Annotated in this window: 20 protein-coding genes; 10 read left to right on the plus strand and 10 right to left on the minus strand. The window is 73.0% G+C overall.

What is annotated here, in order from left to right; all coding sequences use genetic code 11:
• Positions 1-89: 89 nt before the first annotated feature.
• The 4 genes from lanKC (at position 90) to AMK26_RS17775 (ending at position 6,594) form a co-directional block, all read left to right on the plus strand.
• Positions 90-2,675 carry a class III lanthionine synthetase LanKC gene (gene lanKC, locus AMK26_RS17760; protein WP_073755676.1) on the plus strand — a complete coding sequence of 862 codons (2,586 nt, stop codon included), beginning with the start codon at positions 90-92 and terminating at the stop codon, positions 2,673-2,675.
• Positions 2,672-2,800: a SapB/AmfS family lanthipeptide gene (locus AMK26_RS17765; protein WP_073755677.1), complete on the plus strand. Its 129-nt coding sequence runs from the start codon at positions 2,672-2,674 to the stop codon at positions 2,798-2,800. The genes lanKC and AMK26_RS17765 overlap by 4 nt, the downstream gene beginning before the upstream one ends.
• A gap of 225 nt (positions 2,801-3,025) precedes the next feature.
• On the plus strand, positions 3,026-4,897 hold the full coding sequence (locus AMK26_RS17770; RefSeq protein ID WP_079277655.1) for an ABC transporter ATP-binding protein: 1,872 nt from the start codon (positions 3,026-3,028) through the stop codon (positions 4,895-4,897).
• Entirely contained in the window at positions 4,894-6,594 is a 1,701-nt protein-coding gene (locus tag AMK26_RS17775) for an ATP-binding cassette domain-containing protein (protein ID WP_073755678.1), read from the plus strand. The genes AMK26_RS17770 and AMK26_RS17775 overlap by 4 nt, the downstream gene beginning before the upstream one ends.
• Positions 6,595-6,607: 13 nt before the next feature.
• Here AMK26_RS17775 and AMK26_RS17780 read toward each other — a convergent pair whose 3' ends face one another.
• On the minus strand, positions 6,608-7,216 hold the full coding sequence (locus tag AMK26_RS17780; RefSeq protein ID WP_079277720.1) for a response regulator transcription factor: 609 nt from the start codon (positions 7,214-7,216) through the stop codon (positions 6,608-6,610).
• A gap of 304 nt (positions 7,217-7,520) precedes the next feature.
• Between AMK26_RS17780 and AMK26_RS17785 the strand changes: the two genes are divergently transcribed.
• The 4 genes from AMK26_RS17785 (at position 7,521) to AMK26_RS17800 (ending at position 11,702) form a co-directional block, all read left to right on the plus strand.
• On the plus strand, positions 7,521-7,991 hold the full coding sequence (locus AMK26_RS17785; protein ID WP_073755679.1) for a DUF6098 family protein: 471 nt from the start codon (positions 7,521-7,523) through the stop codon (positions 7,989-7,991).
• A gap of 202 nt (positions 7,992-8,193) precedes the next feature.
• Positions 8,194-9,507, plus strand: coding sequence for an APC family permease (locus tag AMK26_RS17790; protein WP_073755680.1), 1,314 nt, complete (start codon positions 8,194-8,196; stop codon positions 9,505-9,507).
• A gap of 111 nt (positions 9,508-9,618) precedes the next feature.
• Positions 9,619-10,011, plus strand: a complete 393-nt coding sequence (locus AMK26_RS17795; protein ID WP_073756247.1) for an SSI family serine proteinase inhibitor — start codon at positions 9,619-9,621, stop codon at positions 10,009-10,011.
• 98 nt (positions 10,012-10,109) lie between these two features.
• A complete protein-coding gene (locus tag AMK26_RS17800) occupies positions 10,110-11,702 on the plus strand; it encodes a hypothetical protein (RefSeq protein WP_073755681.1) in 1,593 nt (530 codons plus the stop codon).
• 91 nt (positions 11,703-11,793) lie between these two features.
• Here AMK26_RS17800 and AMK26_RS37310 read toward each other — a convergent pair whose 3' ends face one another.
• From AMK26_RS37310 to AMK26_RS17820, 5 genes are all read right to left on the minus strand, one after another.
• Positions 11,794-11,952, minus strand: a complete 159-nt coding sequence (locus tag AMK26_RS37310; RefSeq protein ID WP_179166440.1) for a hypothetical protein — start codon at positions 11,950-11,952, stop codon at positions 11,794-11,796.
• A 57-nt stretch (positions 11,953-12,009) separates the two neighbouring features.
• Entirely contained in the window at positions 12,010-12,972 is a 963-nt protein-coding gene (locus tag AMK26_RS17805; RefSeq protein WP_073755682.1) for a cytochrome c oxidase assembly protein, read from the minus strand.
• A 111-nt stretch (positions 12,973-13,083) separates the two neighbouring features.
• A complete protein-coding gene (locus AMK26_RS17810) occupies positions 13,084-14,109 on the minus strand; it encodes a 6-phosphofructokinase (protein WP_073755683.1) in 1,026 nt (341 codons plus the stop codon).
• A 157-nt stretch (positions 14,110-14,266) separates the two neighbouring features.
• A complete protein-coding gene (locus AMK26_RS17815; protein ID WP_073755684.1) occupies positions 14,267-14,995 on the minus strand; it encodes a type 1 glutamine amidotransferase in 729 nt (242 codons plus the stop codon).
• Positions 14,996-15,012: 17 nt separating this feature from the next.
• Entirely contained in the window at positions 15,013-16,251 is a 1,239-nt protein-coding gene (locus AMK26_RS17820) for a Mur ligase family protein (protein WP_073755685.1), read from the minus strand.
• 115 nt (positions 16,252-16,366) lie between these two features.
• Here AMK26_RS17820 and def point away from each other — a divergent pair, with 115 nt between their 5' ends.
• A complete protein-coding gene (def, locus tag AMK26_RS17825) occupies positions 16,367-16,912 on the plus strand; it encodes a peptide deformylase (RefSeq protein WP_073756248.1) in 546 nt (181 codons plus the stop codon).
• Positions 16,913-17,045: 133 nt separating this feature from the next.
• Here the strand turns inward: def and AMK26_RS17830 are convergent, their stop codons facing one another.
• The gene (locus AMK26_RS17830) at positions 17,046-17,699 is read right to left on the minus strand and encodes a TetR family transcriptional regulator (protein WP_073755686.1); all 654 of its coding nucleotides are present in this window, start codon (positions 17,697-17,699) and stop codon (positions 17,046-17,048) included.
• A gap of 135 nt (positions 17,700-17,834) precedes the next feature.
• Here AMK26_RS17830 and AMK26_RS17835 point away from each other — a divergent pair, with 135 nt between their 5' ends.
• Positions 17,835-19,061: an acyl-CoA dehydrogenase family protein gene (locus AMK26_RS17835; protein ID WP_073755687.1), complete on the plus strand. Its 1,227-nt coding sequence runs from the start codon at positions 17,835-17,837 to the stop codon at positions 19,059-19,061.
• Between the two features lie 56 nt (positions 19,062-19,117).
• Here the strand turns inward: AMK26_RS17835 and AMK26_RS17840 are convergent, their stop codons facing one another.
• The 3 genes from AMK26_RS17840 to AMK26_RS17850 form a co-directional block, all read right to left on the minus strand.
• Positions 19,118-19,948 carry a carbohydrate ABC transporter permease gene (locus AMK26_RS17840; protein ID WP_073755688.1) on the minus strand — a complete coding sequence of 277 codons (831 nt, stop codon included), beginning with the start codon at positions 19,946-19,948 and terminating at the stop codon, positions 19,118-19,120.
• Positions 19,949-20,034: 86 nt separating this feature from the next.
• Entirely contained in the window at positions 20,035-21,366 is a 1,332-nt protein-coding gene (locus AMK26_RS17845) for an ABC transporter permease (protein WP_073755689.1), read from the minus strand.
• Positions 21,367-21,370: 4 nt separating this feature from the next.
• On the minus strand, positions 21,371-22,696 hold the full coding sequence (locus AMK26_RS17850) for an ABC transporter substrate-binding protein (protein WP_073756249.1): 1,326 nt from the start codon (positions 22,694-22,696) through the stop codon (positions 21,371-21,373).
• Positions 22,697-22,701 lie beyond the last annotated feature (5 nt).

Here is a 22,701-nt window from a genome sequence, read left to right on the forward strand (position 1 = left end):
TCCGCACGGTCGGTTGCTGACGGTTGTGACTGTTGCGGCCCGGCTCTCCGGTGACACGGTTGTCCCCGTCGCCGACCGAGGGAGCAGGTGTGATCAAGGGCTACGCCGCCTTCTGCGACGCGGACCGCCACTTCTACGACGCGCCGTACCGGCTGTCCGCCGAGGGCACCGACCGCAGGGGCGCGCTGTACGGGGCGGCGCTCGCCCCCGTACCCGAGGGGTGGCGCCGGCACCGCAGCGGTGACTGGCTGGCCCTCCGCCCGGTCGACCTCACGCTGCCCGCCCAGGGCTGGAAGATCCACGTCTCGGCCTGCCTGGAGAATGCTGAAACGATTCTCTCGAAGGTCATGGAGTACTGCCTCGCCCGGGGCGTCGCCTTCAAGTTCGTACCGAGCCGCTACCTGCTGCACACCCGCAACGCCAAGTACGCCGACCGCGCCGCCAGCGGCAAGTTCATCACCGTCTACCCGGCCGGTGACGAGCAGTGCCACCGGATCGCCGACGACCTGGCGGCACTGCTCGACGGCGAGCCGGGCCCGTACATCCTCAGCGACCTCCGCTGGGGCGAAGGACCGGTGTACGTCCGGTACGGCAGCTTCACGCAGCGGCACTGCTACGGCGAGAACGGCGAACTGTGCCCGGCCGTCGAGCACCCCGACGGGCGGCTCGTCCCCGACCTGCGCGGTCCCGTTTTCCAGTTACCCGACTGGGTGGATCCGCCCGCCTTCCTCAAGCCCCACCTCGACGCACGCGCCGCCGTGACGGTCACCGACATCCCGTACACCGTCGACAGCGCCCTGCACTTCTCCAACGGCGGGGGAGTGTACGTCGGCCACGACCGCCGCACCGGCGAGAAGGTCGTCCTCAAGGAAGCCCGCCCGCACGCCGGCCTGGCCGCCGACGGCGCCGACGCGGTGACCCGGCTGCGGCGCGAGCAGACCGCGCTGGAGCGGCTGGCCGGACTGCCGTACACCCCCGAGGTGCGGGGCACGTTCGTCCTCGGCGACCACCACTTCCTGGCGATGGAGTTCCTGGAGGGCAAGCCCCTCAACACCTTCTTCGCCCGCCGGCACCCGCTGATCGAGGCCGATCCGACACCGGAGTCGCTCGCCGAGTACACCGAATGGGCGCTGCGGATCCACCGCCTGGTGGAGGAGGCCGTGGACGCGGTGCACGCACGCGGGGTCGTCTTCAACGACCTGCACCTGTTCAACATCATGGTGTCCGAGGACGAGACGTCCGTGATGCTGCTCGACTTCGAGGCCGCCGCGCACATCGACGAGGGACGGCGCCAGACCGTCGCCAACCCGGCGTTCGTCGCACCGCCCGACCGGCGCGGGTTCGCCGTCGACCGCTACGCGCTGGCGTGCCTGCGGATCGCTCTCTTCATGCCGCTGACCAGTCTGTTCCCGCTGGATCCGGGGAAGGCCCGGCACCTGGCGGACATCGCGGCCGCGCACTTCCCCGTACCGCGCGGCTTCCTCGACGAGGCGGTCGAGGAGATCGCCGGTTCCTCCGCCGGCGGACCCTACCTGCCCGTCGAGCCCGGCGACTGGCCGCGCAGCCGCGACTCCATGGTGCGCGCCGTGCTCGCCTCCGCGACACCGGAGCGGGAGGACCGGTTCTTCCCCGGCGACATCGCCCAGTTCGCGGCGGCGGGCGGCGGGCTGACGTTCGGCTACGGCACCGCGGGCGTCCTGTACGCCCTCGCCGAGACGGGCGCCGGGCGCTGCGAGGAAGCCGAGGAGTGGCTGCTGCGCCGCACCAAGGAACCCGAGTCCGGCACACCGGCCGGGTTCTACGACGGCCTCGCCGGCCTCGCCTGGACGCTGGACCGTCTCGGCCACCCCGAACGCGCCCTGGAGCTTGCCGAACTGACCCTCCAGCGCCCCTGGGAGGACATCGCCCCCGACCTGCACAGCGGCCTCGCGGGCGTCGGCCTCGCCCTGGACGCGCTCGGGATGCGGGACGCCGCCCTGCGCTGCGCCGACCTGGTCGCGGGCGCCCTGCCTGGCATCTCCCGGGCCGGGCTGCTGTACGGCGCGTCCGGGCCCGCCCTCCTCTTCCTCCGCCTGTACGAACGCACCGGTGACACCGGGCTGCTCGACCTGGCCGCCGACGCGCTCCGGCGCGACCTCGCCCGCTGCGTGACCAGCGCGGGCGGCACCCTCCAGGTCGACGAGGGCTGGCGGACCATGCCGTACCTGGGCGCCGGGAGCGTCGGCATCGGGATGGTGCTCGACGACTACGCCGCCCACCGCGACGACGCCGACTTCGACCAGGCGCGCCGCGACATCGTACGGGCCGCCCAGGCCACGTTCTACGCCCAGCCCGGACTGTTCCGCGGCGCGGCCGGCATGGTGCTGTACCTGAGCCGCACCACCGTGCCCGGGCCGGGCACCGAGACCTCCGACGTACGGCGCCAGATCGACGCCCTCGGCCGGCACGCCGTGCCGTACCAGGGCCATCTGGCCTTCCCCGGCGAGCAGATGATGCGGCTGTCCATGGACCTCGCCACGGGCACCGCCGGCTGCCTGCTCGCCCTCGGCAGCGCCGCGTCCGACGGACACGCGCACCTGCCGTTCCTCCCGCCGCTCCGGCGGCCCACGAGCCGGCCCCAGCCAGGGGCCGAGACAGAGCACACCGTCCCCATGAAGGAGAGGAATCAATCATGACCCTTCTCGACCTGCAGTCGATGGAGACCCCGAAGGAAGAGGCGACGGGCGACATCGCCACCGGCAGCCGGGCCAGCCTGCTGCTCTGCGGCGACAGCAGCCTGAGCGTCACCACCTGTAACTGACCCGCCCGGTCGCGCGGTGCCGAATGCCGCGCGCCCGTACGGATCACCCGGTCCCGGGCGGCTCACCCCGCCCGGGACCACCCGCATCCCGGCCCGTTCCCGCCCGGACCTGTTCCCGCCGGACCTGTTCCCGCCGGACCTGTTCACGCCCCGGACCTGTTCACGCCCCGGACCCGTTCCCGCCCGGACCCGTTCACGCCCCGCCCCGAGGAGGACACCGGCCCCATGACCTCCCCGCCCCCGGAACCGACTCCGCCCGCGCAGCCGGAGGCCGCTGCCGCACGGGGCGGTCAGTACGCGGTGGGGGAGACCCCGCCCACCAGGGGCGCCGCGCCGGAGCCGGAGGTTCCGCCGGCGCGGAAGGAGCCTCCGGCCGTAGAGCAGCCCACCGGGGCCCCCGGGACCGACCGGGTTCTGTGGGGGGCCGCCCGGCACAGTGGGGGGCGAGCCGCGGCCATCCTGGTCTGCTCCGTGGGCGCCGCGCTGGCCGCCCTCGCCGAGCCCGCCGTCCTCGGCCGGAGCCTCGACCTGCTGCTCGCCGGGTCCGCCGACGCACCCCGCTGGGTAGCCCTGTGCGGCGCGCTGATCGCGGCCGAGGTGGCCCTCGACGCGCTCGTGGCCCTGCTGACCGGCACCACCAACGCCCGCTCCACCGCCTGGCTCCGCCACCGCGCCCTCGGCCGCCTGCTCGCCGCCTCCCCGCACCACGCGGCGGCCCGCTTCGCCCCCGGCGACCTCGCCACCCGGCTGACCGCCAACGCCACCGAGGCCGGCACCGTCCCGGCGACCGCCGCGAGCGCCCTCGCCACGGTCCTCCCGCCCCTCGGCGCACTGGTCGCGCTGCTGCTCATCGACCTGTGGACGGCGGCCGCCTTCCTGACCGGCGTCCCGCTGCTCGTCCTCCTCCTCCGGGCCTTCGCCCGCACCTCCTCCGACACCGTCTCGCGTTACCAGCGCGTGCAATCCGGCATGGCGGACCGCCTCCTCGAGGCGCTGGCCGGCGCCCGTACCATCGCCGCCGCCGGAACCGTCGCACACGAACGGCGGCGCGTCCTCGCCACGCTTCCCGAACTCGACACCGAGGGGCGGACGATGTGGCGGGTGTACGGCCGCGCGGTCGCCCGCAGCGGCGTGCTGATGCCCCTGCTCGTGTGCGTCGTCCTCGCCGTCGGCGGCGCCCGGCTGGCCTCCGGCGCCCTGGGCGTCGGCGAGTTGGTGGCGGCCTCCCGGTACGCCGCCCTCGCCGCCGGCGTCGGCTCGGTCGCCGCGGCACTCGGCGGCCTGGTCCGCGGCCGGGCCGCGGCCCGCCGCACCGGCGAGCTCCTCGCCCTCCCGGCCGTACCGCACGGCGCGGAGACCCTGCCCGCCGACGGCACCGGCACGCTCGAACTGCGCGGCGTCACCGTCGTACGGGACGGCGTGGCCGTGCTGCGCGGGATCGACCTGCGGGTGCCGGGCGGGGCGACCGCCGCCGTGGTCGGCCGGTCGGGCGCGGGCAAGTCGCTGCTCGCGGCCGTCGCGGGCCGGCTGGCCGACCCCGACGAGGGGTACGTCCTGCTCGACGGGGTACGTCTGGACCGCGTCGAGCCCGGCCAGTTGCGCCGCGAGGTGGGCCACGCCTTCTCCCGTCCGGCGCTCTTCGGTACCACGGTCGGCGCTTCCATCGCGTTCGGGGCCGACCTGCCAGGGCCGGCCGCCGTGCGGTCCGCCGCCCGGGCGGCCGGTGCGGACGGGTTCGTCGTACGGCTGCCCGACGGCTACGACACCCCCCTCGCGGACGCGCCGCTCTCCGGCGGCGAGCTGCAACGACTCGGCCTGGCCCGGGCGTTCGCCCACGCGGGCCGGCTGCTGATCCTCGACGACGCGATGTCCGGCCTGGACACCGTCACCCAGCGGCAGGTCGAGCGGGCGCTGGCCCACGACGTCCGGCCGGGCACCCGGCTCGTCGTCGCCCACCGGCTCTCCTCCGCCGCCCGGGCGGACCTGGTGGTGTGGCTGGACGGCGGCCGGGTACGCGCCGTCGGGCCGCACCGCACGCTGTGGCGGGACCCGGCGTACCGGGCCGTCTTCACCGCCGCAGGGGCGGAAGAGGGATGACGGCGGCCCGCCGGGTCCGGCCCGAAGCGCGGCGTTTCCTGCGGCGGCGCAAGCGCGACCTGCTGCGGCTGGCCGCCTGGTCCCTGCTGGAGTCCGCCCACACCTTCCTCGGTGGGTACGGAGTCGCCCGCGCCCTGGACGACGGTTTCCTCGCCGGCCGCACCGGCACCGGCCTGCTGTGGCTGACCGTGGCCGCCGCCGGGACGCTGCTCGGCGGGCTCGCCGTACGCGGGGTGTTCGGCGGCCTCGCGGGCCTGGTCGAACCACTGCGGGACGGACTGGTCCGCCGGGCCGTGTCGCACGCCCTCGACGCGGCGGTGGCGGACCCGGCGCGCGCCGAGAGCGCGGCCGGCGGCGCGGCCGTCTCCCGGCTCACCCACCAGACCGAGATCGCCCGCGACAGCTTCGCCGGCCTCGTGCTGACCGCCCGCTCGTTCGTCTTCACCGCCCTCGGCGCGCTGCTCGGCATGGCCGCCCTGGAACCCGCGCTGACGCTCGTCGTCCTGCCGCCGCTCCTGCTCGGGCTGGGGATGTTCCTCGCCACGCTCGCCCCCATGGCCGCCGTGCAACGGGCCTTCCTCGACGCCGACGAGGCACTGTCGGCCCGCGTCGGCGCGGTCGGCGCCGGGCTGCGGGACGTGGTGGCGTGCGGCGGCGAGCGGCACGTCGCGGCCGAGGCCGGACGGCTGATCGACGCCGAAGCCCGGCTCTCCCGGCGCCTGGCGCGCTGGGCGGCCGTGCGCACCCTCGCCCTGGGCGCGGCGGGCCGGCTGCCGGTCGTCGCACTGCTGCTGGCCACGCCGTGGCTGTTGCGCGGCGGGGTCACCGCGGGCGCCCTGCTCGGCGCCCTCACCTACCTCGTACAGGCACTGCTGCCCGCGCTGGACGCGCTGATGACCGCGGTCGGCGCGGCCGGCACACGGCTGCTGGTCGTCCTGGAGCGCTTCACCGACCCGCCGGCCGACCCGCCGGCACGCCCGGCACGCCCGCGGCCCCCCGCCCTCCTGCGCCCCGTCCCGCCCGCCGCCGAGCTGCGGGGCGTCACCTTCGCGTACGGTCCGGGGGCGCGCCCGGTGCTGGACGGCCTCGACCTCGTCGTCGAGCCGGGGGAGCACCTCGCCGTGGTGGGCCCGAGCGGCATCGGCAAGTCCACCCTGACCGCCCTGCTCGCCGGGCTCCTGGCCCCGACCGGCGGCACGGTCGCCGTGACCGGCGTACCCGCGCTCCTGCCCCAGCAGGCGTACGTCTTCACCGGCACCGTCCTCGACAACCTCCGCTACCTCCGCCCCGACGCCACCCCCGCCCAGGTCCAGCGGGCGGTGGACGCGCTGGGGCTGGCGCCCCTCATCCGGCGGCTCGGCGGGCAGGACGCGGTGATCGACCCGCGCCGCCTGTCGCACGGCGAGCGGCAGAGGCTGGCGCTCGGCCGCGCCTACCTGTCGCCCGCCCCGCTCCTCCTCCTGGACGAGGCGACGTGCCACCTCGACCCCGACACCGAGGAGCACGCCGAACGGGCCCTCGCCGACCGGCCCGGCACCCTCCTCGTCGTCGCCCACCGCATCTCGTCCGCCGTACGGGCCGACCGGGTCCTGGTCCTGGACGGGGACCGGGCCCAGTGCGCCCCGCACGACGAACTGCTCACAAGATCGCAGCTCTACCGGGACCTCGTCGGCCTCTGGCAGCCCGACGCGGCGTGACTGCGGACGCCCCCTACACCCACCCCGCGCCCTGCGAAATACGGATCGCGTCGATCCGGTTGCGCGCGCCCACCTTCCGGGTCGCCGACGCCATGTAATTGCGCACCGTCCCGTTCGACAGGTGCAGGCCCCGCGCTATCTCCGCGATCGACTCCCCCTCCGCCGCGCGGGTCAGCACGCTCAGCTCCCGTGCCGTCAACGGCATTCTGGACGCCTCCAGGAACCCGAAGGCGAGCGACTCGTCCACGAACCGCTCGCCCTCGGCGACCTTGTGGATGCCCCGCACCAGCCGGTGCGGCGAGCCGTGCTTGTCGACGTATCCCAGCGCCCGCGCCTCGAACGCCCGGCGCAGCGCCCCCGGCCGCCCCGCCGACGCGAGCACCAGCAGCGCCGCCCGCGCCCCCAGTACCGCGCGGTCCGCCTCCGCGCCCCCGTCCAGCAGCGCCGCCGCCCCCGGACAGTCGAGGTCCACCACGCACACATCCGGCCGTAAGGACTCGGCGTGCCTGCTCGCGCTGCGCCAGCCGGCCGAGTACACGTCGAACGATCCCTCCGATTTCAGCAGCGCCACCAACGCCGACCTCAGCAGACTGACGCTGTGCAGTACCAGCACCCTGGTCATGTCCGTCCCCTCCCTGTCATCCGCCCCGATGCGCGCATGGCGGGCACCCGTATGGTCACCCATCCGGCTTCCCCGGGCGGCGTGGGAGGAACATTGCCCGGGTACGTTTGGGGGCGCGCGCCCCTCCGTTCCGAGCGCCCCTATGCGCTCTCTTGCGCCGCCGTGCGCAGCGTGTGCGCCCTGCCGCGCGCGACCCGAGCGGGGGTGGGACGGCGGTCGCGTGGTGGGAACCCGCGCGTCGCCCGAAAATGGCTGGGTACGCGGTGGTCCTCCGCACCACGAGCCACCGAGGAGGGTGAAGCCCATGACCCACACGGCCGGCCGGAGAGCGGCCCCCGACGGAGAGACCGTGCTGCCCACCGTGCGGTCCCTCGAGGAGCTCGGCGAGCTGGTCGACCGCCAGGGACCGCTCTACGTCCGCTGGTCCCGGGGACCGGCCCACGACCTCGGCGCGACCCGCAGCGTCGACGAGCTCACGGGCATCCCGATGCCGGGCCTGTCCGCCAACCCGCTCCAGGTCGAGTCGTGGTGGGGCGACCGCCCGCTCCGGCTGTGGGTGGCCCGCCGGCTGTACGACTACTGCCATCTGCGCCGCGACCGGGACGGCGACGTACGGCCCTGGACACTCCGCGGCCGCGAGGTCGCCCGCGGCCCGGACAACGAGCCGCTCCTGTCCGACATCGTGCCGGTCAGCTGGATCGACCTGGCCGTCATCGGCGAGGCGGAAGCGGAAGTGGCCCGCCAACGCCGCCCCTGGGGACCGATGCGCCGCTGACCTCATACCCGTGCCCGCCCCTGCCCGCCGCCCCCGGGCCACGCCGGCCCTGCTCGTCCCCGCCGCCCCTGCCCGCCGCCCCCGGGCCCCGCCGCCCCGGGCCCCGCCCGCCCGCCCTGCCCGTCCCCGCCAGGGCCTGTCACCCCCCACCCCGGGACCAACGTCCCGTCTGCCGCCCCCCGTCCGGGGAAGACGGGCCCTCATGTCGACGACAGCGAATGACCAGCCGCTCAAGCGCGCCCTGACCACACCCCTGCTCTACTTCTTCATCCTCGGCGACGTCCTCGGCGCCGGTGTGTACGTCCTGATCGGCCAGGTCGCCGCCGACTCGGGCGGCGCCGTCTGGGTGCCGCTCTCCGCCGCCCTCGCGCTCGCCCTGCTCACGGCAGCCTCCTACGCGGAGCTCGCCACCAAGTACCCCCGCGCCGGCGGCGCCTCGCACTACGCCACCCGCGCCTACGGGCCGTTCGCCGGGTTCCTCGCGGGCTTCTGCATGCTCGCCGCCGGGATCGTCTCGGTCGCCGCGCTCGCCCGGGGCTTCGCCGGGGACTACCTGACGGCCTTCGTCACCGTCCCCGTCGCCGTGGTCGCGGTCCTGTTCCTGGCCGCCCTCGCCCTGCTCAACGCCCGCGGCATCCGGGAGTCCACGCGCGCCAACGTCGTCGCCACCGTCATCGAGGTGGGCGGCCTGGCGATCATCGTCGTGCTCGGTGCCCTGCTCCTGCTGCGGGGCGACGGCGATCCCGCACGCCTCACCCAGCTCGGTACGGCCGAGCAGGGCGCGGCCGGCGCCGTCCTGAGCGGCGCCGTCCTGGCGTACTACTCCTTCGTCGGCTTCGAGACCTCCGTCAACGTCGCCGAGGAGACCCGCGACCCCCGCCGCTCCTACCCGCGCGCCCTCTTCGGCGCGCTCATCACGGCCGGAGCGGTGTACGTCCTCGTCGGCCTGGCCGCCTCCGCCGCCGTACCGACCAGCACGCTCGCGAAGTCCAGCGGGCCGCTCCTGGAAGTGGTGAAGGCGGCGGGCGGCGTACCGGTGTGGCTGTTCAGCGCCATCGCGCTGGTCGCCGTCGCCAACGGCGCGCTGCTGACCGGCATCATGTCCTCCCGGCTCACCTACGGCATGGCCCGGGACGGTCTGCTGCCCGCCGCCCTGACGAAGGTGCTGCCCGGCCGCCGCACCCCGTGGGCGGCGATCGCGGCCACGACCGTCCTGTCGATGCTGCTCGCCCTCACCGGCAGCGTCGCCACCCTCGCCTCCACCCTGGTGCTGCTGCTCCTCGTGGTCTTCTTCCTGGTCAACACCGCCGCCCTCGTCCTGCGCCGTGACCAGGGGGTGCCCGGCCACTTCCGGGCGCCGACCGTGATCCCGGTGCTCGGCGCCGCCTCCTGCGTCCTGCTCGCCACCCGGATCGAGCCCGAGGTGTGGCTGCGCGGCCTGATCGTGCTCGGTGTGGGCCTGGTGCTCGGTGCGGTCGCCGCCGCCCGGCGCGGCAGGGAACGGGTGCCCGCGTGAGGCTGGTGTGGGCCGTACGCGCTACCGCGCGGCGCGTCGGCTTGGCAGGTGCGCCGGGCGGGAGTGCTCTGGCCCTGCGTGTGCCCGCACCAGGAGCCCCGGGAGTACGAGATGTCCCTCCGCGTCACCGCCGCCGCAGCCGTTCTCCTCGCCCTCACCCTGGCCGCCGCCGTGCCCGTCCACGCCGACACCCACGAGCGGGACCACGGCCTGTTCCTCACCGTCTCGGGCGGCGACCAGAGCTGGATCCGGGGCGTCCGGCTGCGCTGCTCGCCCCGTCCCGCCGGGCCGCACCCCCACGCCGAGGGCGCCTGCGCGGCCCTCGACACGGCGCGCGGGAACCTCGACCGGCTGCGCGGCGACCAGCATCCGTGCACCAAGAGGTTCGACCCGGTCACCGCCCGTGCCGTGGGCGAGTGGCACGGCCTCCGGCTCGACTGGCGCAAGACCTACCCGAACGCATGCGTCCTGGACACCGAGACGGGCCCCGTCTTCCGCTTCTGAACCCACCGGTCTGAACCCACCGGGGCGTTGTGCGACAGCCACATGAACAGGCCCTCATGGGCATGGACGTGTCAACATCGTCGTCCTAGCGTCACCGCATGCCGACCACGATCCGGCGGCGCGGTGCCACCGTGCTCGCCGCATTCCTCCTCGCCTGGGCGCTGCTGCCCCTGACGGGCGCCCACGCCGACGACATCCCCCTCGCTCCCGGCCACCGGCTCGTGCCCGGATACACGGGTGCCGCCGCCACGCCCCGGCCCGTGCCCGGTGACGACCCGCCGCAACATCCGTACCTCGCACCCAACGGCCGCAGCGGAATGCACGCGGACGCGGCGGGCAGCGGCACGTACCCATGGAGCGGCCCGCTGGGCCGTTCCCCCGTGGTACGCAGCGCATCCATGGCGGTGCTGGGCGGGGAGTGCGCGAACGTCACCTTCGACCGTGCCGGCCGTATCGTCACCGTCTGCGGCACGTTCTCGGGCTTCGTCGTCAAACTGCTGGACCCCACCTCGCTGGCCACACTCGCCGAGTACGCGCTGCCGCAGCGCCCGTCCACCGTCGAGGCCATCACCCGGCTGGACTTCTCCCGGATCTTCAAGGACACCTCCGGCGGAGCGTACTCGTACCTCGACAACGAGGACCGGCTCGTGCTCGCCGACTCCCGCCAGCACATCGTGCGCCTGGCCCACACCCGCGGCCCGGACGGGGCATGGCGGTTCACCGTCGACGCGGACTGGGACCTGACGGCGCACGTGCCGCACGACTGCGTGACGTGGACCAACCTCCGCCCCAGCGGCGAGTGTGATCCCGTGACGTCGGTGATGCCCGACTGGGAAGGGCGCGTCTGGTGGGTGACCCGCCAGGGAAGGGTGGGCACGCTCGACCCCGCCGACGGCACGGTGCGGTCCGTCCGGCTGCCCGGCGAGGAGATCCAGAACTCCTTCTCCGTGGCCGAGGACGGCGTCTCGATCGTCTCCGACCACGCGCTCTACAGCTTCCGGGCCGGGCCCGACGGCACGCCCGAGGTGGTCTGGCGGCAGGTCTACGACCGAGGCAGCGGCGCCAAACCCGGCTCGGTCAACCAGGGCTCGGGCACCACGCCAGACCTGTTCGGAGCGGGCGGGCACCGCTACGTGGCGATCACGGACAACGCGGACGACCGGATGAACGTCCTCGTCCACCGGCGCGAGCCCGGCGTACCGGACGACCGCCGGCTGGTGTGCACGGTGCCGGTGTTCCCCCACGGCCGGTCGACCACCGACAATTCCCTGATCTCCTGGGGCAACAGCCTGGTCGTCGAGAACAACTACGGCTACGAGAACGTCACCTCGCTCACCTTCGGCCGCAGCGTGACCGGTGGCGTGACCCGGATCGACGTACGCGCCGACGGCAGCGGCTGCGACACCGTCTGGGAAAGCCCGGTCCGCTCACCGTCGACCGTCCCGAAGCTCTCCACCGCCAACGGGCTGCTGTACTTCTACACCAAGGACCCGCATCCGCTCGGCGTCGACGCCTGGTACCTGACGGCCGTCGATTTCCGCACCGGCGAGGAACGCTGGCGCAGGCTCACCGGCACGGGCCCGCTGTACGACAACAACTGGGCCCCCATCACCCTGGGCCCGGACGGCACGGCGTACGTCGGCGTCTTCAACGGCCTGGTCGCGGTGCGGGACGCCACGCCACACCGCTGAACGCGACACAGAACGTGGTGCCACGATCACACTCCGCAACGGTGGGCCGTGCCCCCGGGCGCACGGCTCACCTGTCGGCCCACGTGTCCGCTCACGTGTCGCGCGTGGCGGCCATCCCGATCGTCACCAGCCCGAGCACCACCCAGCCGAACCACAGCCAGCCGTTGCTGCCGAGCGCCACCGTGTACGCCGTCGTCACCACCAGCGCCCCGATGGTGAGCCCACCCATCGTCTTCGTGGAACCGGACATGCGCGTCCTCCTCATGGCGGCCGTACCGCCATGGTCACCCCAGAACAGGGGTCCGCGCTACTGTCCGCGCGCCTGCAGTGAGGCCAGGTAGGCGTTGTACGCCGCCAGCTCCTTGTCCCCGTCCCGGTCGGCCGCCCGGTCCTTGCGTACCGCCTGGCGCTGCTCGGACCGGTACCACTGGTACACCAGCGCGATCAGCACCAGCACGGAGGGGATCTCGCTGAACGCCCAGGCGATGCCGCCCGCCGCGTTCTGGTCCGCCAGCGCGTCGATGCCGAGCGAGGCCGGCGGGTTCTCGTACACCTTGACCATCGGCTCCGTCGCCATCATCAGCGCGATGCCGAAGAAGGCGTGGAAGGGCATGCCCGCGAACAGCTCCAGCATCCGCATCACATAGCCGGGCCGGTGCGGCCCCGGGTCCACGCCCATGATCGGCCAGAAGAAGACCAGGCCGACGGCGAGGAAGTGCACCATCATCGCGATGTGCCCCGGCTTGGAGCTCATCAGGAAGTCGAACAGCGGCGTGAAGTACAGGGCGTACAGGCTCGCGATGAACAGCGGGATCGTGAACGCCGGGTGCGTGACGATCCGCATGTACCGGCTGTGCAGCAGCGCCAGCAGCAGCTCGCGCGGCCCCTTGTCCCCCCGCCGTGACGCCACCGGCAGCGCGCGCAGCGCCAGCGTCACCGGCGCCCCGAGCAGCAGCAGGATCGGCGACAGCATGCTGATGACCATGTGCTGCACCATGTGGACGCTGAACATGACCATGCCGTAGTCGTTCAGTCCGGTGCACATCACCAGCGCGACGCTCAGCACGCCGACGACGAAGAACACCGTCCGGCCGACCGGCCAGCTGTCGCCGCGCCCGCGCAGCCGGGCGACGCCCCACGCGTACAGGCCGAGGGCCAGCAGGCAGCCGACGAGGAAGAAGGTGTCCGGCGAGAAGGCGAGCCCCCGCCCCAGCGTGAAGGGCGGCAGATCCATGGGCATGCCGTGCATCCCGTGCCCGCTGTGATCCATCCGCCGGCTCCTGATTCGTTTCGTGCTGGGTTGTCCGCTTGCCGGTCCAGACTAGAACCGCCCCCGGTCGCGGCTGCGACCGGGGGCGGGATGTTCAGTACAAAACAGAAATCACAGGACGGTCTCGGCCTCGTCGTACCGCTCCGACGGCACCGTCTTCAGCGTCTCCACGGCCTCGGCCAGCGGCACCATCACGATGTCCGTGCCGCGCAGCGCGGTCAGCATGCCGAACTCGCCCCGGTGCGCCGCCTCCACCGCGTGCCAGCCGAACCGGGTGGCCAGGACCCTGTCGTACGCGGTCGGCGTGCCGCCCCGCTGGACGTGGCCGAGGATCACCGCACGGGCCTCCTTGCCGAGCCGCTGCTCCAGCTCGCCGGCCAGCTGCTGGGCCACGCCCGCGAACCGCTCGTGCCCGTAGATGTCCTTGCCGCCCTCGTTGAAATCCATCGTGCCCGCGCGCGGCTTGGCGCCCTCCGCCACGACCACGATCGCGAACTTCTTGCCCGCCTCGAAGCGCGCGCCGACCCTGGCGGTCAGCTCGTCGATGTCGAAGGGCCGCTCGGGGACGACGATCGCGTGCGCACCCGCGGCCATGCCGGAGTGCAGGGCGATCCAGCCGGTGTGGCGGCCCATGACCTCGACGATCAGCACGCGCTGGTGGGACTCGGCGGTGGTCTTCAGCCGGTCCAGCGCCTCCGTGGCGACCCCGACGGCCGTGTCGAACCCGAAGGTGACGTCGGTCGACGCGATGTCGTTGTCGATGGTCTTCGGTACGCCGACGATCGGCAGCCCCGCCTCGGAGAGCAGGTTGGCCGCCTTGAGGGTGCCCTCGCCGCCGATCGGGATGATCGCGTCGAGGCCCAGGTCGGCGACGTGCCCCTTGGCCCGCTCGACACCGTCGACGAGATGCGCCGGCTGGACGCGGGAGGAGCCGAGGATCGTACCGCCACGGGCCAGGATGCCGGCCACCGCGTCCAGGTCGAGCTTGCGGTAGTCGGCCTCCAGGAGGCCCTTCCAGCCGTCGTGGAAGCCGATGACCTCGTCCCCGTGGTCGACGACGGCGCGGTGCACGACGGAACGGATGACGGCGTTCAGACCGGGGCAGTCGCCGCCGGAGGTGAGCACACCAATGCGCATAGCCCGAAATACCTTTGCAACGTGGGCCGACTCCCGGACCACGTCGTCCGGTTGGATCCCCGCCACCCTACCGACAATGGGTGACGGGGCCGAAACGAGCGTCCGACTACTGGACGGTAGTCATACGAACACACAAAGCTTGGGGGCCGACGGTCCGTCAGGCCGGCTGCGAGGCCGCCGCGATGCGCTCGGCGCGCAGCGCCTCGTACCACCGGTCGTCGGTCGGCGGCAGCGCGTTCACATCGAGGGCCAGCTTCAGCAGAAGGTCCGCGATCTGCGGATTGCGCGCCATGACCGGTCCGTGCATGTACGTCCCGAAAACGGTGTCGTTGTACGCGCCTTCGGTGCCGTCCCCGGTGCCGTTGCCGTTGCCGAACACCGTCCGGGCGAACGGGCGGGCCGTCGGACCGAGGTGCGTGACGCCCTGGTGGTTCTCGAAACCGGTCAGCTGGGGCAGGCCCAGGCGCGGGTCGATGTCCGCCAGCACGTCACCGACGCACCGGGCGCCCTCGCCGCGCGTCGAGATCACGTCCAGCAGGCCGAGGCCCGGCTCCCGCTCCCCGAGGTCGTTGATGAACTCATGGCCCAGGATCTGGTACCCGGCGCACACCGAGAAGATGATCGCGCCGTTCTCGGAGGCCCGGTTCAGGCCGCCGTCGCGGCGCAGCCGCTCGGCCGCCAGCCGCTGCGGCCGGTCCTCGCCGCCACCGATCAGGTAGATGTCACCGGACGTCGGGATCGGCTGGTCGCTGCGCACGTCCACCCGCTGCACGTCCAGCCCCCGCTGGCGGGCGCGCCGCTCCACCACGAGGGCGTTGCCCTGGTCTCCGTACGTACTGAGCAGGTCCGGGTAGACCCACACGAGACGCAGACTGCTGTCGCTCATGCTCATCCTTCTGAGGGTCAGTTGCCGACGCGGCGGCGGACGTCCTGGAACGCGGTGTAGTTGGCGATCAGCTCGATCCGCCCGGGCGGGGAGAGCTGCACCGCCTCGTCGACGGTCTCGCACACCCGGAAGTCCAGGCCCGCGACTTCGAGGCGCACCGCCAGGTCCAGCCGGCGGTCGCCGATCACCACGATCGGATGCCCGGCCAGCCGCGTGTAGTCGACGTCCCAGAGCCAGGAGGTGTCCGTGCCGTCCGCGCCACGGGCGTTGACGGACAGGATGACCGGCGTCGGCGGCGGGTCGATGAGCGAAAACGTCTCCAACCAGCCCGCCGGGTTCTTCGCCAGCAGCAGCCGCAGGTCGCGGCCCTGGAAGGAGACCACGTCGTACCGGCCGGCCACCGCCTGCACCTGGTACATGCGCTCCAGCGCCACCTGCGGCGGTACGCCGAACACGGCCGCGACAGCCGCGGAGGTGGCGGCGTTCGCCCTGTTGGCGCGGCCCGGCAGCTGCAGGTGGATCGGCCAGGCCGAGCCGTGCGGGTCCAGGACGTGGTCGCCGCTGAGCGCCCAGCTCGGCGCGGGGCGGCGGAAGCCGCACTCGCCGCAGAACCAGTCGTCACCCGGCCGCTGCATCACACCGCCGCAGGCGGGGCACGACCAGGCGTCGTCCTTCCACTCCTGACCGGCCGCCACCCACACGACGTTGGGGCAGGAGGACGCGGCCCAGACGACGAGCGGGTCGTCGGCGTTGGCGATGACGACCGCCTTCGTACCGGACAGGCCCTCGCGCCACTTCTCGGCGAGCATCCGCGTCTCGGCGGCGCGGTCGAGCTGGTCGCGGGAGAGGTTGAGCAGCGCGATCGCCTTGGGCGTCACATCGCGGGCGACACCCGCGAGGTACTTCTCGTCCACCTCGATCACGCCGTACTTGGCGTCCGAGCCGCCCGCGAGGGCGGAGGTGATGCCCGCGGGCATGTTCGCGCCGAGCGCGTTCGAGACGACCGGGCCGCTGGCCCGCAGCGCCTCGGCGATCAGCCGGGTGGTGGTGGTCTTGCCGTTGGTCGCCGACACCAGGACGACGTCCAGGTGCTGCGCCAGCCGCCCGAGCAGGTCGGGGTCGAGCTTGAGCGCCACCTTGCCGCCGATCACCGATCCGCTGCCGCGTCCCGCGGCGCGTGACACCGCCGCTGCGGCCTTTCCTGCCGTCACGGCCAGCTTGGCGCGCGGCGACAGCGGCTCCGTGTTGCCTGCCATCGTCCTTGTTCCTCCTAGCGTGGGTCCGGGCTCAGCCTATCCAGGTCCGGCCGGGCGCCCGAACCGCGCCACCTGCCGAAACCCCGCGGTGCGGGTGGAACGTACGCTGGACGCCATGCGAAACCGGCCGATCCCCGGCAGTTCCGGCCATGTACGAGCCCTGACCCTGCTCGGCGACCCGGTCCTGCACACCCCCTGCGAGCCCGTCACCGACTTCGGTCCGTCCCTGTCCCGGCTCATCGAGGACATGTTCGCGACGATGTACGCGGCGAACGGCGTCGGCCTCGCGGCGAACCAGGTCGGGGTGGGCCTGCGGGTCTTCGTCTACGACTGCCCCGACGACGAGGACGTCCGCCACCTCGGCCACCTCGTCAACCCGCGCCTGGTGGAGGCGGACGGCGTCACGGTGCGCGGCCCGGAGGGCTGCCTGTCCCTGCCGGGCATCGAGGCGGGCACGGAACGCTTCGACCACGCGGTGGTCGAGGGCGTCGACCTGCTGGGCACGCCGGTGCGCGTCGAGGGCACGGGCTTCTTCGCCCGCTGCCTCCAGCACGAGTGCGACCACCTGGAGGGCACGGTCTACCCGGACCGTCTCTCCGGCTGGCGCCGCGCGAAGGCGCTCCGCGCGGCGAAACGCGCTCCCTGGGGACGCGCCCGCTGACGGCCGCGGGCCGCTGCGCGGGGCCTTTTCCCGGGCGGAAACTGCGGCCTCGCCGGCGCTTGAGGCGCGGGGGTCCGGGTGTGGAGCCCCCGGTTACGGGAAGGCACGGCGCAGCGGCCACCCGCACCCCGCCCTAGAACCTCGGCCCGCCCGCCCTGTCGTCCACCTGCTCCAGGCGGCCCCACAGCAGGTCCGCCAGGCCCCGGACCAACTCCTCCCGCGAGCAGGGGCGTTCGCCGAGCCACCAGTCGCCCGCCGCGTGCATCATGCCGACGATGCCGTGGCCCCAGACGCGTGCCAGCGCCTCGCTGCCCGGCCCCAGGTCGACGCGTTCGGCGATCACCTGCGCGAGCTCCTCGCCCATGCGGCGCAGTACGGGTGCCGAGTGGCGGCCTATGTCGAAGCCCTGCTCCGGCTGCTGGCCGGTGCCGGCGTCCTCCGACGGATGCATCAGGAACCGGTACACCTGCGGCCGCGCCTCGATGGCGGCGAGGTACGTGTCGAGCGTCGCCTCCACCCGCTCACGCCGGTCGGCGGGCGCGTCCAGCGCGGCTCGCAGGGCGGACAGCAGGGCGTCGGTGTGGCGCTTGGCGAGCGCCCGGTACAGGCCGCCCTTGTCGCCGAAGTGCCGGTAGAGGATCGGCTTGGTGATGCCGGCCTCGGCGGCGATGGCGTTCATGGACGCCTGCGGCCCGTCGCGGAGGACCACCCGGTCCGCGGCCTCGAGCAGTTCGCGTCGCCGCTGGTCGGCCGAGCGCTGCTGGTCGGTCCGGTGTGTGGTGTCCATAGGGTGTCTCCCCGCCCGTGCGATGTCCGTAAGACCCGCGCAACGTAACACCCACCCCGGCGGGCCGGCCGGTTGACAGGTGCTACTTACCAGTAACAGACTGCTGTTACCGCAAGTAACACGCCGGGAGGGAACATGGCCGAGTTCACGTTTGAACTCAACGACGACCAGAAGCAGGTCCGTGACTGGCTGCACGGCTTCGCCGAGGACGTGATACGACCGGCCGCCTCCGAGTGGGACGAGCGCGAGGAGACCCCCTGGCCCATCATCCAGGAAGCCGCCAAGGTCGGCATCTACTCCCTCGACTTCTACGCCCAGCAGTTCTTCGACCCCACCGGCCTCGGGATCCCCATGACCATGGAGGAGCTGTTCTGGGGCGACGCGGGCATCGCCCTGTCCATCGTCGGCACGGGCCTGGCGGCCGTCGGCGTCCTCGCCAACGGCACCGAGGAACAGATCGGCACCTGGATCCCGCAGATGTACGGCGACCCCGACGACGTCAAGGTCGCCGCCTTCTGCTCCTCCGAGCCCGACGCCGGCTCGGACGTCGCCGCCATGCGTACGCGCGCCGTCTACGACGAGGCCAAGGACGAGTGGGTCCTCAACGGCACCAAGACCTGGGCCACCAACGGCGGCATCGCCAACGTCCACGTCGTCGTCGCCGTCGTCGACCCCGAGCTCGGCTCCAAGGGGCACGCCTCCTTCATCGTCCCGCCGAACACCCCCGGCCTCTCCCAGGGCCAGAAGTTCAAGAAGCACGGCATCCGCGCCTCCCACACCGCCGAGGTCGTCCTCGAAGACGTCCGCGTCCCCGGCTCCTGCCTGCTCGGCGGCAAGGAGAAGCTCGACGAGCGCCTCGCCCGCGCCCGGGAGAAGGCGAAAACCCAAGGCGAGCGCGTCAAGAACGCCGCCATGGCCACCTTCGAGGCGTCCCGCCCCGCCGTCGGCGCCATGGCGGTGGGCACCGCCCGCGCCGCGTACGAAGTGGCCCTGGACTACGCCAAGACCCGCGTCCAGTTCGGCCGCCCCATCATCGACAACCAGGGCGTCGCCTTCCAGCTCGCCGACATGCGCACCCAGATCGACGCCGCCCGGCTCCTGGTCTGGCGCGCCTCCTGGATGGCGACCACCGGCAAGCCGTTCGCCTCCGCCGAGGGCTCGATGTCCAAGCTGTACGCCAGCGAGGTCGCCAAGAAGGTCACCGCCCAGGCCGTCCAGATCCTCGGCGGCAACGGCTTCACCCGCGAGTACCCGGTCGAGCGCATGCACCGGGACAGCGCGATCTACACCATCTTCGAGGGCACCAGCGAGGTCCAGCGCCTCGTCATCGCCCGCACCCTGTCGGGCATGCCGATCCGCTGACGCGGGCACGGCGGGGCGCCTCCCCCGAGCGAGGCGCCCCATCCGTACCCGTGACCTCACTTCACGGACCCCGCCATCACGCCATGCACGAAGTGCCGCTGGAAGGCGAAGAAGACCACCACCGGCACGATCAGGGACAGGAAGGCGCCGGGCGCCAGGACGTCGATGTTGGAGCCGAACTGGCGGACCTGGGACTGGAGTTCCACCGTCAGCGGCTGGGAGGAGCTGTCGGCGAAGAGCAGCGCCACCAGCATGTCGTTCCACACCCACAGGAACTGGAAGATCGCCAGGCTCGCGAGGGCGGGCCGGCCCACCGGCAGGACCAGTTGGGTGAAGATCCGCCACTCGCCGCCGCCGTCCATCCGTGCCGCCTCCAGCATCTCGCGCGGGATGTCGGCGAAGTAGTTGCGCAGCAGGAAGATCGCGAACGGCAGCCCGTAGGCGACGTGGAACAGCACCACGCCCGGGATCGTGCCGAACAGGCCCAGTTGGCCGAAGAGTTTGGCGACCGGGAGCAGGCCCACCTGGACCGGGACGACCAGGAGAGCCACCACCAGCAGGAAGATCCAGTCACGGCCGGGGAACTCCAGCCAGGCGAAGGCGTACCCGGCGAGGGCGGCGATGACGACGACGAGCACGGTCGTCGGTACCGAGATCAGCACCGTGTTCCAGAACGCCCGGGTGATGCCGGAGTTGCCCAGCAGCGCCGTGTAGTTGTCGAACGACAGCTGACCGGGGCTGGTCAGCGCGGTCCACCAGCCGCTCGCCGCGTTGTCGTTGGCGGTGCGCAGCGAGGACAGCAGCAGCCCGGCCACCGGGGTGATCCAGACCAGTCCGACGACTGCGAGGAACGCCTGGACCAGGCCGTTGCCCAGCCATCGGCGCATCCGGCCGCCCGGGTGCCGGGCGGGTGCCGGCCGGGCGGGCGGGGCAGGAGCGGACGGTTTTGAAACAGGTGCGGTGACGATCGCGCTCAAGACTGGCTCCTGCGGAAGCGGCGGACGTTGAACACCATGGCGGGGACCACCAGCAGCAGGAGCAGCACACCGAGCGCACTGCCCAGCCCCTGGTTGTTGCCGCCGCCGAAGGAGACGAGCCACATCTGGGTGGCCAGCACGGTGGCGTCCTCCTGCACCGGGCCCGGCGCGATGATGTAGATCAGGTCGAAGACCTTCATCACATTGATCACCAGGGTCACGAAGACCACCGTCAGCACCGGCGCCAGCAGCGGCACGGTGATCCGGCGGAAGACCTGCCACTCGCTCGCGCCGTCCATCCGTGCCGCCTCCAGGCAGTCGCGCGGCAGCGACGACAGTCCGGCGCCGATGAGCACCATGGCGAACCCGGTCCAGATCCACAGGTAGGCGCCGATGATCGCCGGGGTGACGAGGGCAGGACCGAGCCAGGAGACGCCCTCGTACGGCGGTGCGAAGTTCGCCGCGGGCAGCTTCACCGTGTACGCGCCCGGGGCCAGGTCCGCGAAGCGGAACGAGCCGTCGGGCGCCGTCGTCGCCGTGGCGACCGCCTTCCCGTCCCGTACCGCCTCCACCGTCAGCCCGGGCAGCCCGCGCTCCTCGGGGTCGATCACGCCCGGCCGCCCCCCGCCGCCGGGCGTGAAGTCCAGGTAGACGGCACCGCGCACCTCGTCCGCGGCGGCTTTCGCCGGAGAGGCGGGCTTCGCCTCCGCCGGCACGTCCTTGGGCGGTACGCCCACGAACCCCAGGCTCACGGTGCTGCCCGGCGCGACGGCCGCGGCCGTGCCGTACGACCCGTCCGGGCCCTTCTCGACGCCCTGGCCGTCCCGGGCCCGGGCGGTGGGGTACGAGGAGGCGTCCTCGAAGGCGTCGTGCACACCGACCACCGCCGCGTTGAGCACACCCTTGTCGGGGTCCTCCTCGTAGGCGAGCCGGAAGATGATGCCCGCCGCCAGGAAGGAGACGGCCATCGGCATGAACAGCAGCAGCTTGAACGCGGTGGCCCAGCGGACCTTCTCCACCAGCACGGCGAGGATCAGCCCGAGGCCGGTGAGCAGCGTCGGGGCGACGACCACCCAGATGGCGCTGTTGCGGATCGCGGTGAGCGTGGCGGGGTCGCGGAACATCTCCGCGTAGTTCTCCCCGCCGACGAACCGGCTCCCGCCGGCGTCGAAGAAGCTGCGGCCGACCGAGAACAGGACGGGGTGGACGACCAGCGCGCCGAGGAGCAGCAGCGCCGGCAGGACGAAGGCGACGGCGATGGTCCGCCGGCGGCGCTGGGCGCGCCGCCGGGGACTCACGGCCCCCACGGGAGTGGTGAGGGTGGTCATGTCGTCAGCCCTTGTACGCCTTGGCCGCCGCGGCCTCCAGCGCCGCCGCGGTCGCCGCCGGGTTCGAGGGGTCGCGCAGGAAGTCCTGGAGCAGCTTCCACTCGCCCACGCCCTTGGTGCCGCCGAACGAGGCGGGTGCCTGGTCCGACATGTCGAAGCGCACCGAGTCCCCGGCGAAGATCAGCGACTTGGCCGTCTCGCGCAGCGTGTCGTCACCGTACGAGGCGAGGTCCAGCTTCCGGTTGGGGGACAGGAACCCGCCCGCCTCCGCCCACACGGCGGCCGCCTCGGGCGTCGCCAGGTACTCCAGGAACGCCGTCGCGGCCTTCTGGTTCCTGCCGTCCTTCAGGACGACCGCCGCGTCACCGCCGCTGACCACCGGGGCCTTGCCGCCCGCGACCGAGGGGAAGGGGAAGAAGCGGGCGTCCTGGCCGACCTTCTTGCCGAACTGGTCCTGGGCGATCCCGGCGACGAAGTCGCCCTCGTACACCATCCCGGCCTCCGGCTCGGGGCCGAAGACCTTCTCGACGGAGCCGGGGAAGTCGGTGCTCAGCGCGCCCTTCTGGCCGCCGGCGATGAGCTTCTTGTCGGAGAACAGCTGCCCGAGCGTGGTCAGGGCCTTCACCACGGTGGGGTCGGTCCACGGGATCTCGTGCGTGGCGAGCTGGTCGTATTTGTCCGGTCCGGCCTGGGAGAGGTAGATGTTCTCGAACCAGTCGGTGAGCGTCCAGCCGTCCTCGCCGGCGACCGCGAAGGCGGCCAGGCCGGAGTCGGAGACGGCCTGCGCGCTCGTGAGCATCTCCTCGTACGTCTTCGGCGGCGTGACGCCCGCCTGCTCGAACGCCGCCGGGCTGTACCAGACGGTCGACTTGTGGGCCGCCTTGAAGTACAGGCCGTACAGCGTGCCGTCGACCGTGCCGTACTCCTTCCACACGGGCGCGTAGTTGGCGTTGACGGCCTTCTCGGTGGCCGGCGACAGCGGCTTGAGCCAGTCCTTCTTCGCGAACTGCTGGAGCACGCCGACCTGCGGGACCATCACCACGTCGGGCGCGTTGCCGCCCTCGATCTTGCTGCCGACGACTGTGGAGACGTTGTCACCGGTCGAGGTGAACCGGGTCTTGGCGCCGGTCTTCTCGGTGAAGGCGTCCAGCACCTTCTGGAAGTTCTTCTGCTCGGCGCCGGACCACACCCCGGCCACATCGAGGGTCTGGCCGCTGAGCTCCTTGCTCCCGCCGCCCGCGCCGACCGGGCCGCCGCCGCAGGCGGTGGCCCCCAGCGCCAGGGTCAGCGCCGAACAGCACGCCATCGCCATCCGTCGTCGCGTCATCATCGTGA

It is taken from the genome of Streptomyces sp. CB03234 (assembly GCF_001905885.1).
In the GTDB taxonomy this organism is placed as follows: Bacteria; Actinomycetota; Actinomycetes; order Streptomycetales; family Streptomycetaceae; genus Streptomyces.